Origin of the sequence: Paractinoplanes brasiliensis (genome assembly GCF_004362215.1) — a bacterium.
Taxonomy (GTDB): domain Bacteria; phylum Actinomycetota; class Actinomycetes; order Mycobacteriales; family Micromonosporaceae; genus Actinoplanes; species Actinoplanes brasiliensis.
Window position 1 is genome coordinate 2520434 of the sequence record NZ_SNWR01000002.1, and the last position, 13913, is coordinate 2534346.

The 13913-nt window shown below is 71.7% G+C and carries 1 protein-coding gene (cut by both window edges); it reads right to left on the reverse strand.

All 13913 nt of this window come from inside a single coding sequence — locus tag C8E87_RS46205, type I polyketide synthase, on the reverse strand. Of the gene's 56199 coding nucleotides, 21958 precede the window and 20328 follow it; the stretch shown corresponds to coding positions 21959-35871, spanning codon 7320 (partial) through codon 11957 (complete); reading right to left, the first codon wholly in view occupies window positions 13909-13911. Both codon boundaries (start and stop) fall beyond the window edges.

The following is a 13913-nucleotide window of genomic DNA, read 5'->3' on the forward strand; positions in this document are numbered from 1 at the left end:
GCCGGTGCCGTCGGCCGCGTCCGCGAACGACTTGCACCGGCCGTCCGAGGCGAGACCGTTCTGCTGGGAGAACTCCACGAAGATGCCGGGTGTGGACATCACCGAGACACCACCGGCCAGCGCCAGCCCGCATTCGCCGGAACGCAGCGCCTGGCTCGCGAGGTGCAGGGCCACCAGCGAGGACGAGCACGCGGTGTCGACCGAGACGGCCGGGCCCTCAAGGCCGAGCACGTACGCCAGGCGGCCCGAGATGACACTTGCCGCGTTGCCGGTCATCAGGTGCCCCTCGCCACCGGTCTGCGGCACCAGGAACATCGCCCCGTAGTCCTGGCCGTTGGTGCCGACGTACACGCCGGTGTCCGAACCACGCAGCCCGACCGGGTCGACCCCGGCGTCCTCGAGGGCCTGCCACGCCGTCTCCAGCAACAGCCGCTGCTGCGGGTCCATGGCCAGCGCCTCACGCGGGCTGATCCCGAAGAACCCGGCGTCGAAGCCGGCCACGTCGGACAGGAATCCGCCCCGGTCGGTCGCGCTCGATCCGTCCGACAGCAGGCCGAGATCCCAGCCGCGGTCGGACGGGAACGCGCCGATGCCGTCCCCGCCGTCCGCGAGCAGTTCCCACAGTTGTTGCGGAGAATCCGCCCCGCCCGGAAAACGGCAGCTCATGCCCACGATCGCGACCGGCTCGTCAAGCATCGCCACCGCGGCCGTGGCCGGTGCCACCTCGGTCACCGACCCGGTCAGCTCCGCCAGCAGGAAGCCGGACAGCACCGTCGGGGTCGGGTAGTCGAACACCAGCGTCGCCGGCAACGACAACTCGGTCACCACCGACAACCGGTTGCGCAGTTCCACCGCGGTCAGCGAGTCGAACCCCAGGTCGCGGAAGGGCGCACCGGGTTCGATCGCGCCGGGACCCGAGTGCCCGAGGACGACCGCCGCGTGCTCCCGGACGGCGGCCAGCACGATCGCCTCGCGCTGCCCCGGGTCGGCCCGCCGGACCTGGGCCACCAGAACCGGTTCCTGCGCGACGACCTGGGCGGCGACCGCCTGGACCGCGGGCAGTTCACGCAGCCAGGCCGGGACGATGCCACCGGCCGCTTCCAGCAGTTGAGCCCACTCGACGTGGGCCACCGACAGGTAACCGTCGCCGTCCAGCGCGTGGGCCAGCGCGGTGACCGCCACCGCGGGGTCCATCCCGGCCACGCCCGACCGGCTCGTACGCCCGCGGACCAGCTCGGTGTCGGCCAGGCCGCTGCCGGCCCAGACGCCCCAGCCGATCGAGACCATCGGCGCGCCCTGCGCCCGCCGGTGCTGGGCGTAGGCGTCCAGGAAGCTGTTCGCCGCCGCGTAGTTGCCCTGCCCCGGCGAACCCACGAGTGCCGCCAGCGAGGAGTACACCACGAAGGCGGACAGGTTCAGTCCGGCGGTGGCCTCGTCGAGGGCCAGCACCGCGTCCACCTTGGCCCGGGCCACGGTGGCCAGCCGCTCCGGCGTCAGCGCGGTGATCACGCCGTCGTCGAGAACGCCTGCCGTGTGCACCACCGCGTCCAGCCCGGCCGTACGGGCCACCAGCGCGGCCACCGCCGGCCGGTCCGCGACGTCGACGGCCACCACGTCCACCGCGACCCCGGACTCGGCCACCTGCCGTACGGCGTCCACCGCGCCCGGCGCCGAGATCCCGCGGCGGGACGCCAGCACGACCCGCTGGGCACCGCGCTCGGCCGCCCACAACGCCACCCGTACGCCCAGCGCACCCGTGCCGCCGGTGATCAGGACCGTCCCCGTCGGGCGCCAGCCCGCACCCGACGGCGCCGATGCCGGGCGCAGCCGCAGCCCGTAGACGCCGCCGGAGCGGATCGCGACCTGATTCTCGCCGTTCCCGCCGGCCAGCACCGGTACGGCGTCCGCGGGATCGGCCACGTCGATCAGGCCGCCCCAGCGGTCCGGCGACTCCGACCCGAACACCCGGCCCAGACCCCAGAGTTGTCCCTGCCAGGCGTCCACCGGGTCGCCGTCCTCCACCGCGACCGCACCCCGGGTGGCCACCCACAGCCGGCCCGACTCCGGCCAGTCCTGCATGACTTCCAGCAGCCGGGCCGCGCCGTCCGGTCGCGTGCCGGCGACGAACACGCCCCCGGTCAGGTCGGAACGGGAATCCACGACCTCGGCGCCGGCCGCCGCCAAGGCGGAAGCCCACTCGCCGCTGTCGTCGCCGATGACCGCCCAGCGTCCCGACAGCCGGGTGTCGGCGGGCGTCAGCCGGGACCAGCCCACCCGGTACCGCCAGCCCGCCACCTGCGAGCGCGACTGACGGTCGCGCAGAGCTGCCAAGGCCGGCAGCACGGTCGAGGCGTCCTGCCGCTGTACGGCGTCCCAGAACCCGGCGTCCAGGCCGGAGAGCCCGTCCACTGCCGTACGCGCCGCCAGCTCCGGCCAGTACCGGTCGCGCTGGAACGGATAGGTCGGCAGGGTCAGCGGGCGTACCGGGCCGGCACCGAGTGCGGGGGTCCAGTCCAGTTCGACACCGGCGGCGTGCAGCGTCGCCACCGCGCGCATGAACCGCCGCCGGGTGTCGTCGTCGCGGCGGAGGCTGCCGGTCACGACCAGACCGTCGGCCGCCTGCTCCACCGCCATCGTCAGCACCGGGTGCGGGCTGAGCTCGACGAACACCTTGTGCCCGGCCGTGATGAGAGCCTGGACGGTGTCCGCGAACCGGACCGTCTGCCGCAGGTTGGTGAACCAGTAATCGCCGTCCAACCTGCTCGTGTCGATCGGCTCCGCGTGCACGGTCGAGAAGAACGGCACCCTGCCCGCGACCGGCGTCAGACCCGCCAGATCAAGACGATCCCGCAACGGCTCCATCCCGGCCGTGTGCGACGCATAATCCACCGCGATCCGCCGCGCGTTCAACTCCGGGTACGTCTCGACGAACCGGTCACAGCCCTCAGCCGGACCAGCCACCACCACCTGCGACGGGCCGTTGACCGCCGCCACCGCCAAACCAAAGGGTTCCAGCAACGACTCAACATCGCTTGCCGGTACGGGCACCGACACCATCCCGCCGCTGCCCGCAATCGCCGCGATCGCCTGACTGCGCAGGGCAACCACCCGCGCGCCGTCAACCAGCGACAACCCACCGGAAACGACGGCCGCCGCGATCTCACCCTGGGAATGGCCGATCACCGCCGCCGGCTCGACACCCCAATGCCGCCACAGCTCGGCCAGCGACACCATCACCGCCCACGACGCCGGCTGCACGATGTCGACCCGCTCGAACGCCGCAGGATCGGCCAGCACCTCCCGCAACGACCAGTCCACAAACGGCGCCAACGCCTCCTGGCAGCGTTCCATCGCCGCCGCGAACACCGGCTCGGAGTCCCACAGGGTCCGGCCCATGCCGACCCACTGCGCGCCCTGGCCGGGGAACATGAACACCACGCCGTCCGTACCGGTGCCGGCAACACCACGTACGCCGTAGCCCTCGGCCAGCGCGTCGAGCAGCTCGGTGCGATCCGAACCGAGGAACACGGCGCGGTGCCGCAACTGTGCCCGGCCCGACAGCAGCACCCGGCCCACCCGCACCGGGTCCGCTCCGGGCGTCTCGGCCGCGAACTGCCGCAGCCGCTCCACCTGTGCGTCGAGCGCCCGCTCTGTCCGGGCGGACAGCACCCACGGAACCACCTCGGCCGGTGGCGTCACCGGCGCCGGCTCGGTAACCGGCGCAGCCTCCTCCAGGATCAGGTGGGCGTTGGTGCCGCTGATGCCGAACGACGACACACCCGCCCGCCGGGGACGGCCGTCCGCCTCCCACGGTCGCGCCTCGGTGAGCAGCTCGACCGCGCCCTCCGACCAGTCCACGTGGGTGGACCGGGTCTCCGCGTGCAGCGTGCGGGGCAGCACGCCGTTGCGCAGGGCCAGCACCATCTTGATGATCCCGGCGACGCCGGCGGCAGCCTGGGTGTGCCCGATGTTGGACTTGACCGAGCCCAGCCACAGCGGCCGGTCCTCCGGCCGGTCCTGGCCGTAGGTGGCCATCAGGGCCTGCGCCTCGATCGGGTCGCCCAGCGCCGTACCTGTGCCGTGCGCCTCCACCGCGTCGATGTCGATCGCCTCCAGGCCGGCGCTTGCCAGGGCCTGGCGGATGACCCGCTGCTGGGCGGGGCCGTTCGGCGCGCTGAGGCCGTTGGAGGCGCCGTCCTGGTTGATGGCGCTGCCGCGGACCACCGCCAGCACCTCGTGCCCGTTGCGGCGCGCGTCGGACAACCGTTCCAGGACGAGCATGCCGACGCCCTCAGCAAGGCCCATCCCGTCCGCGCCCTCCCCGAACGCCTTGCAGCGGCCGTCGGCGGCGAGCACCTGCTGCTGGCCGAACCCGATGAACTCACCCGGGGTCGCCATCACCGCGACACCACCGGCCAGCGCGAGGGTGCACTCCCCCGACCGCAACGCCTGACCGGCCAGGTGCAGGGCGACAAGCGACGACGAACACGCAGTGTCGACCGAGATCGCCGGGCCTTCCAGACCGAGCGTGTACGCCACCCGGCCGGACAGCACGCTCGCCGCGTTGCCGGTCACCGCGTGGCCGGCGCTGTCGTCGGCCGCAAGCGCCAGCAGGGCCGCGTAGTCCACTCCGGCGCCGCCGATGTAGACGCCGGTGGCCGAGCCCCGGATGCCGGTCGGGTCGATCCCGGCATCCTCCAGGGCCTGCCACACCGATTCGAGCAGCAGCCGCTGCTGCGGGTCCATCGCGAGGGCCTCACGCGGACTGATCCCGAAGAACCCGGCGTCGAAGCCGGCCGCGCCGTGCAGGAAGCCACCCCGGACGTTCGCCGTCGTCTCGGGCGGCAGCATCGACAAATCCCAGCCGCGGTCGGCCGGGAACGCGGTGATCCCGTCGCGGCCGTCGACAAGCATCTGCCACAGCTGCCGGGGGTCGTCGACGCCGCCGGGGAAGCGGCAGCTCATGCCCACGATGGCGATCGGCTCGTCGGTGGCCGCGACTGTCACCACGTCCTTGGCGGGCGTGGCGGAGCCGACAAGCTCGTCGAGCAGGTACGAGGTGAGCACCCGCGGGGTCGGGTAGTCGAACACCAGCGTCGCGGGAAGCCGCAGGCCGCCGGAGGCCGTCGCAAGCCGGTTGCGCAGTTCCACGGCGGTCAGCGAGTCGAAGCCGAGGTCCCGGAATGCCACGTCGGCGTCCACCGCCCGGCTGTCGGCGTGGCCGAGAACGGCAGCCGCGTGGGTGCGGACCATGTCCAGCACGACCCGTTCGCGTTCCGGCACGGCCAGGACGGCCAGCGAAGCCGTCAGCTCACCGGTCAGCCGGGAACTTGCCGCCGAACGCCGCGAGGTGCCGGCCAGCGCCCGCAGCAGCGGCGGGACCGCACCCGTGCGGCGCAGGCCCGTCGTGTCCAGGCGGATCGGCACCAGCACCGGCCGGGCATCGGCAAGCGCGGCGTCGAACAACGCCATGCCCTCATCACGCGACAACGCCAGGAAACCATGCCGACTCATCCGCGCCAGATCAACATCAGCGAGATGCCCGGTCATCGCCGAACGCTGCTCCCACATACCCCACGCCAACGACTGACCCGGCAACCCGAGCGCCTGCCGACGCTGAGCCAAAGCATCCAAAAACGCATTCGCCGCCGCATAGTTACCCTGCCCAGCCGCACCCAACGTGGCAGCAGCCGACGAGTAGAGCACGAAGAACGCCAACGGCAGATCACGGGTCAACTCGTGCAGATTCCAGGCAGCATCCGCCTTGACCCGCAACACCGCCGCCACCCGATCAGGAGTCAACGACTCCACCGTGGCATCGTCCAAAACCCCAGCCGTATGCACCACACCGGTCACCCTGCAACCGGCCACCACCGCCGCCAGGCCTGCCCGATCCGCCGCGTCACACACAGTGATACGCACCCGCGTACCCGCCTCCGACAAGTCCGCCGCAAGCCGAGCCGCGCCCTCGGCGTGCACACCTTGGCGCGAGAGGAGCAGCACGTCTCGGGCCTGGGCTGTCCCGGCCAGGTGCCGGGCCAGCATCGAACCCAGCGCACCCGTACCACCGGTGATCAGCACCGTGCCGTCCGGGTCCGCCGCCGGATACCGCAGCACGACCTTGCCGACGTGCCGGGCCGCCTGCAGGTAGCGCAGCGCGTCGACCGTCCTCGACACCTCGAACACGGTGACGGGAAGCAGCCGGATCGACCCGGCGGCGAACATCTCCACCAGCTCGGCAAGCATCTCGCGCAGCCGGTCGGCGCCGGCCTCGAACAGGTCGAACGCCCGGTAGTTGACGCCTTCCGGGTCGCGGATGTCGGCCTTGCCCATCTCCAGGAAGGTTCCGCCGGGAGCCAGCAGCTCCAGCGAGGCGTCGATGAACTCACCCGTCAACGCGTTCAGGACGACGTCGACCCCGCCGGCGAACTTGTCCCGGAACGCCAGGTCACGCGACGACGCCACCCGCTCCGGCGCAATACCGAGGTCGTGCAGGATTGCCTGCTTGGCGGGGCTCGCGGTGGCGTACACCTCCAAACCCCAGGCCTGAGCGAGTTGAATCGCCGCCATACCGACCCCGCCCGCACCCGCATGGATCAGGATCCGCTCCCCGGGCCGCACCTCGGCAAGATCCCGCAAAGCGTAGTAGGCGGTCAGGAACACCACCGGCGCCGAAGCCGCATCGGTGAACGACCACTCGCGAGGTACCCGGGTCAGCAGCCGCTCATCGGTGACCACCACCGGACCCAGACCCGCGTTCAGGCCGAACACCCGATCCCCGACCGACAGCCCCGCCACACCGGGACCGACCTCGAGCACCACACCAGAGAACTCACTACCCAACACCGCGTCGGGATCCGGATACATTCCGAGACCCATCAACACGTCACGGAAGTTCAAGCCCTGCGCGTGCACCGCCACCCGCACCTGCCCTGCCGCCAGCGGCCCGGTGGCCTCCGGGCAGGGCACAGCCGCCAGGTTGTCCAGCACGCCCTTGTCGACGATGTCCAGTCGCTGACCGGCCACCGGCGACAGGCTTGCACCCGCCCGCACCAACCGCCGGGCATGCAACACCCCGTCACGCAGGATCAGTTCCGTCTCATCAGCCGCCGCCGCCTGAGCAAGAACCTCGTCGGACGGCTGATCGGCATCAAGCAACACGAACCGGCCCGGATGCTCCGACTGCGCCGACCGCACCAAACCCCACACCGCCGCCGCGGCCAAATCCTCACCGTCGGCGGCGCCACTGGTCAGCACCACCAGACGAGCGTCGTCCGACGCCGGGTCCGCCAGCCATTCCTGGACCCGGGCCAGCGCGGCGACCACCGTCTCCGTCACACCTACGGCCGGCGGGCTCCACACCACCACCGGCGCCCCGGAACCCTCCACCACCGGTATGGGCCGCAACTCGACCGCGTACAGCGACCGGTTCACGTCGGCCGCCAGGGCGATCGCCGGGGCGCCGGCCGGTTCGCGCAGCAGCAGCGCCTCGGCGGTCAGCACCGGCTCACCGGCCAGGTCGTACGCGTCGACCCGAACCGCATCGGCGGTCTGTTCGTGGTGGGTCAGGCGCACCCGCAACGTCACGGCACCCGTCGCGTGCAGCCGTACGCCGTTCCACGCGAACGGCAGCAACATCCGGCCGCCGTCGACCAGGCCACCGGCCCCGATCGCCTGGATCGCGGCGTCCAGCAACGCCGGGTGCAGACCGAACCGGTCGGCGTCAGCCGAATCCGGAAGCGTGACCTCGGCATACACCGCGGACTCGGACCGCCAGACGGCGCGCATGCCGCGGAACGCCGGGCCGTACTCGTAGCCCCCGGCGGCCAGCCGATCGTAGGCGCCGTCGAGGTCGACCGGTTCCGCCTCGACCGGCGGCCACGCGAGCCCGCCGACCGGCGCGGCCAAGGCCTGCGAGCTCAGCACACCGGTGGCGTGCCGGGTCCACGGGGACTCGTCCTGCTCGGCGCGGGAGTACACGTTGACCGGGCGGCGACCGGACTCGTCCGCGTCACCGACCCAGACCTGCACCTGCACGCCGCCCTGCTCCGGGATCAACAACGGCGTCTGCAACGTCAACTCGTCGACCACCGTGCAGCCGACCTGGTCGGCCGCCCAGACCACCACTTCCACAAACGCCGTGCCCGCCAGCAGCACCGTGCCGGACAGCATGTGGTCGGCCAGCCACGGCTGAGCCGCGAGCGAGAGCCGACCGGTCAGCAGGACACCATCACCATCGGCCAGCCGGACCGCCGCACCCAGCAACGGATGGTTCGCCGCGCTGAGCCCCAGCGCCCCCGCGTCACCGGACCACGCACCCGACAACCGCGGCCAGTAACGCTCGCGCTGGAACGGGTACACCGGCAGCGACATCGGCCGGGCCGGTCCCTCACCGAGCGCCCGGGTCCAGTCGACCGCGACGCCCGCGTTGTGCAGGGTGGCCACCGAGCGCAGCCAGCGTGCCCGCGAGTCGTCGTCGCGGCGCAGGCTGCCCGTGACGACCAGACCGTCGGCCGCCTGCTCCACCGCCATCGTCAGCACCGGGTGCGGGCTGAGCTCGACGAACACCTTGTGCCCGGCCGTGATGAGAGCCTGGACGGTGTCCGCGAACCGGACCGTCTGCCGCAGGTTGGTGAACCAGTAGTCACCGTCCAACGCGCTGGTGTCGATCGGCTCCGCATACACCGTCGAATAGAACGGCACCTCACCAACGACCGGCGCCACATCCAACGCCAAACGCTCCCGCAACGGCTCCATCCCAGCCGTATGCGACGCATAATCCACCGCAATCCGCCGCGCATTCAACTCCGGATACGCCGCAACGAACCGGTCGCAGCCCTCAGCCGGACCGGCCACCACCACCTGCGACGGACCATTGACCGCCGCCACCGCCAAACCAAACGGTTCCAGCAACGGCTCAACATCGCCTACCGGCACGGGCACCGACACCATCCCACCGCTGCCCGCGATCGCCGCGATCGCCTGACTGCGCAGGGCAACCACCCGCGCACCGTCGGCCAGCGACAACCCACCAGAAACGACCGCCGCCGCGATCTCACCCTGCGAATGGCCGATCACCGCCGCCGGCTCGACACCCCAATACCGCCACAACTCCGCCAGCGACACCATGACAGCCCACGACGCCGGCTGCACCACATCAACCCGCTCAAACGCCGCCGGGTCGGCCAGCACCTCCCGCAACGACCAATCCACAAACGGCGCCAACGCCTCCTGGCAGCGTTCCATCGCCGCCGCGAACACCGGCTCCGACTCCCACAGGCTGCGGCCCATACCGACCCACTGCGCCCCCTGACCCGGGAACACGAACACCACCCGACCAGCGGCCGGACTCACCACACCACGCACGCCGTCGAGGTCGGCCAGCCCGGCGAGCAGCTCGTCGCGGCCGGTGCCCAACACCACCGCACGATGCGGCAACGCCGCCCGGCCCCACGCCAACGTCCGCCCCACCCGGGCCAGATCCAGCTCCGGCCGCTCGGCAACGAACTCCCGCAACCCGGCCGCCTGATCCCGGAGCGCCTGCTCGCTACGAGCCGACAACACCCACGGCACCACCGCAACCACCGGGCCCTGCGGAACAGGTGCCGGCTCAGCCTCCTCCAAAATCACATGCGCGTTCGTCCCGCTGATCCCGAACGACGACACACCCGCCCGCCGCGGCCGCCCGGAAACCTCCCACGGCCTGGGTGCGGTGAGCAGTTCGACGGCGCCGGCCGTCCAGTCCACGTGGGTGGATCGGGCGTCGGCGTGCAGTGTGCGGGGCAGCACGCCGTGCCGGAGGGCGAGAACCATCTTGATGATCCCGGCGACGCCGGCCGCCGACTGGGTGTGCCCGATGTTGGACTTGACCGAGCCCAGCCACAGCGGCCGGTCCTCCGGCCGGTCCTGGCCGTAGGTGGCCATCAGGGCCTGCGCCTCGATCGGGTCGCCCAGCGCCGTGCCCGTGCCGTGCGCCTCCACCGCGTCGACCTCGTCCGGCCGCAACCCGGCGTGTGCCAGGGCCTGCCGGATGACCCGCTGCTGGGAGGGGCCGTTGGGAGCGGTCAGGCCGTTGGAGGCGCCGTCCTGGTTGATGGCGCTGCCGCGGACGACCGCAAGGATCTGATGGCCGTTGCGGCGGGCGTCGGACAACCGTTCCAGGACGAGCATGCCGACGCCCTCGGCCAGGCCCATCCCGTCCGCGCCCTCACCGAACGCCTTGCAGCGGCCGTCGGCGGCGAGCACCTGCTGCTGGCCGAACCCGATGAACTCACCCGGGGTCGCCATCACGGTCACGCCGCCGGCCAGCGCGAGCGTGCACTCCCCCGACCGGAGCGCCTGACCGGCCAGGTGCAGGGCGACAAGCGAGGACGAGCAGGCAGTGTCGACCGAGACGGCGGGACCTTCCAGACCGAGCGTGTACGCCACCCGGCCGGACAGCACGCTCGCCGCGTTGCCGGTAAGCGCCTGCCCGGCGTTGTCGTCGGCCGCCAGGGCCAGCAGGTTCGAGTAGTCCATGCCGGCGCCGCCGATGTAGACGCCGGTGGCCGAGCCCCGGATGCCGGTCGGGTCGATCCCGGCGTCCTCCAGGGCCTGCCACACCGATTCGAGCAGGAGCCGCTGCTGCGGGTCCATCGCGAGGGCCTCACGCGGACTGATCCCGAAGAACCCGGCGTCGAAGCCGGCCACGTCGGCCAGGAACCCGCCCCGGTCGGTGAGCGTGGCCTCCGGCGGCAGCATCGACAAATCCCAGCCGCGGTCGTCGGGGAACCCGGTGATCCCGTCGCGGCCGTCGACAAGCATCTGCCACAGCTGCCGGGGGTCGTCGACGCCGCCGGGGAAGCGGCAGCTCATGCCCACGATGGCGATCGGCTCGTCGGTGGCCGCGACCGCCGGCACGTCCCGGGTCGGCGCGGCCGCGCCCACAAGTTCGTCGAGCAGGTACGAGGTGAGCACCCGCGGGGTCGGGTAGTCGAACACCAGCGTCGCCGGGAGCCGTAGCCCGCCGACCGCGCTCGAGAGGCGGTTGCGCAGTTCCACGGCGGTCAGCGAGTCGAAGCCGAGGTCCCGGAACGCGACGTCGGCGTCCACCGCGCCGCTGTCGGCGTGCCCAAGCACCACGGCGGCCTGGGACCGTACGAGGTCCAGCACCGCCCGCTCGCGTTCGGCCACCGGCATGCCGGCCAGGGCGGTGGCCAGCTCACCGGCCCCGTCGACCGACGCCGCCACCCGGCGCGAGGTGCCGGCCAGCGCCCGCAGCAGCGGCGGGACCGCACCCGTGCGGCGCAGGCCCGTCGTGTCCAGGCGGATCGGCACCAGCACCGGCCGGGCATCGGCAAGCGCGGCGTCGAACAACGCCATGCCCTCATCACGCGACAACGCCAGGAAACCAAGACGACTCATCCGCGCAAGATCAACATCAGCGAGATGCCCGGTCATCGCCGAACGCTGCTCCCACATACCCCACGCCAACGACTGACCCGGCAACCCGAGCGCCTGCCGACGCTGAGCCAAAGCATCCAAAAACGCATTCGCCGCCGCATAGTTACCCTGCCCAGCCGCGCCCAAAGTGGCAGCAGCCGACGAGTAGAGCACGAAGAACGCCAACGGCAGATCACGGGTCAGCTCATGCAGATTCCAGGCAGCATCCGCCTTGACCCGCAACACCGCCGCCACCCGATCAGGAGTCAACGACTCCACCGTGGCATCGTCCAAAACCCCAGCCGTATGCACCACACCGGTCACCCTGCAACCGGCCACCACCGCCGCCAGCCCCGCCCGATCCGCCGCGTCACACACAGTGATACGCACCCGCGTACCGGCCTCCGCGAGATCTGCGGCCAGACGCGGCGCGCCGGAAGCATGAGCCCCCTGCCGCGACAGCAACAACTGCTCGCCGGCTCGAGCAGTTTCGGCCAGGTGCCGGGCCAGCATCGAACCCAGCGCACCCGTACCACCGGTGATCAGCACCGTGCCGTCCGGCTCCGCCGCCGGATACCGCAGCACGACCTTGCCGACGTGCCGGGCCGCCTGCAGGTAGCGCAGCGCGTCAACCGCCCGCGACACCTCGAACACGGTGACGGGAAGCAGCCGGATCGACCCGGCGGCGAACATCTCCACCAACTCGGCAAGCATCTCGCCCAGCCGATCCGGACCGGCCTCCATGAGATCGAACGCCCGGTAGTTCACACCCTCGGGGTCGCGGATGTCGGCCTTGCCCATCTCCACGAAACGGCCACCGGGAGCCAGCAGCTCCAGCGAGGCGTCGATGAACTCACCCGTCAAGGCGTTCAGGACAACATCGACCCCGCCGGCGAACTTGTCCCGGAACTCCAGGTCGCGCGAGGACGCCACATGGGAGAGCGGGAGGCCCAGGCCGTGCAGCACTTCCTGCTTCGCGGGGCTCGCCGTGGCGTACACCTCCAAACCCCACGCCTGGGCGAGCTGGATCGCCGCCATACCGACCCCGCCCGCACCCGCATGGATCAGGATCCGCTCCCCGGGCCGCACCTCGGCAAGGTCCCGCAAAGCGTAGAAAGCGGTCAGGAACACCACCGGCACCGAAGCCGCATCGGTGAACGACCAGCCCTGCGGCACCCGGGTGACCAGGCGCTGATCGGTGACCACCACCGGGCCGAGACCCACGTTCAGGCCGAACACCCGATCCCCGACCGACAGCCCCGCCACACCGGGACCGACCTCGAGCACCACACCAGAGAACTCACTACCCATCACCGCGTCGGGATCCGGATACATCCCCAGACCCATCAACACATCACGGAAATTCAGACCCTGCGCGTGCACCCCCACCCGCACCTGACCAACCGCAAGCCCCGCAACCGCCTCCGGACACGGCACAACCGCCAGATTGTCCAACGTGCCCTTCTCGACGATGTCCAGATGCTGACCAGCCACCGGTGACAGGCTCACACCCGCCCGCACCAACCGCCGGGCGTGCAGGACTCCGTCACGCAGAATCAGTTCCGTCTCGTCGGCCGCCGCCGCGTGAGCCAGGATCTCCTCTGACGGCTGATCGGCATCAAGCAACACGAACCGGCCCGGATGCTCCGACTGCGCCGACCGCACCAAACCCCACACCGCCGCCGCAGCCAAATCCTCACCATCAGCGGCACCACGAGTCAGCACCACCAGACGAGCATCGTCCGACGCCGGATCCGCCAACCACTCCTGGACCCGGGCCAGCGCCGCAACCACCGTCTCCGTCACACCCCCGACCGGCGGGCTCCACACCACCACCGACGGCCCGGAACCCTCCACCGCCGCCACCGGCCGCAACTCCACCGCGTACAGCGACCGGGTCGCGTCGGTCGCGGTGGTCGCCGCCAGCTCGCGCAGCAGCAGCGCCTCGGCGGTCAGCACCGGCTCACCGGCCAGGTCGTACGCCACCACCCGAACCGCATCCGCGGCGTCCTCGTGACGGGTCAAGCGCACCCGCAACGTCACGGCGCCCGTCGCGTGCAGCCGTACGCCGTTCCACGCGAACGGCAGCAGCACGCGCTCGCCGTCGACCAGGCCGCCGACGCCAATCGCGTGCGTGGCGGCGTCCAGCAACGCCGGGTGCAGACCGAACCGGTCGGCGTCAGCCGGGTCCGGGAGTGTGACCTCGGCGTACACCGCGGACTCGGACCGCCAGACGGCGCGCAGTCCCTGGAACGCGGGACCGTAGCCGTAGCCGTCGGCGGCCAGCCGCTCGTACACGCCGTCGATGCCGATCGGTTCGGCGGCGGACGGTGGCCAGGTCAGGCGTTCGGCCGGGCCGGCGGCGGGCTGGGCGCTCAGGACGCCGGTGGCGTGCCGGGTCCACGGGCTCTCGTCCTGCTCGGGGCGCGAGTACACGTTGACCGGGCGGCGACCGGACTCGTCCGCGTCACCCACCCAGACCTGCACCTGCA